General features: G+C 52.3%; 1 protein-coding gene. It reads left to right on the forward strand.

Annotation, left to right across the window (positions count from 1 at the left end):
• Window positions 1–237, forward strand: a 237-nt coding sequence (locus tag LMC10_RS02075; RefSeq protein WP_411377831.1) for a hypothetical protein, incomplete at both ends; no start/stop codon positions are given.

Here is a 237-nt window from a genome sequence, read left to right on the forward strand (position 1 = left end):
CACTTACGGAGGCAGATGTGCTTTCGCTGGCGCTCACAGAAGCGGATGTTGATTCACTTGCACTTACCGAAGCCGAGGTGCTTTCGCTGGCGCTTACTGAAGCGGATGTTGATTCACTTGCACTCACTGAGGCGGATGTTGATTCACTTGCGCTTACTGAGGCGGATGTGCTTTCACTCGCACTTACTGAGGCGGAAGTTGATTCACTTGCACTTACGGAGGCAGATGTGCTTTCAC

The sequence above is a fragment of the Limosilactobacillus reuteri subsp. simiae genome (genome assembly GCF_020784875.1).
GTDB lineage: Bacteria > Bacillota > Bacilli > Lactobacillales > Lactobacillaceae > Limosilactobacillus > Limosilactobacillus reuteri_H.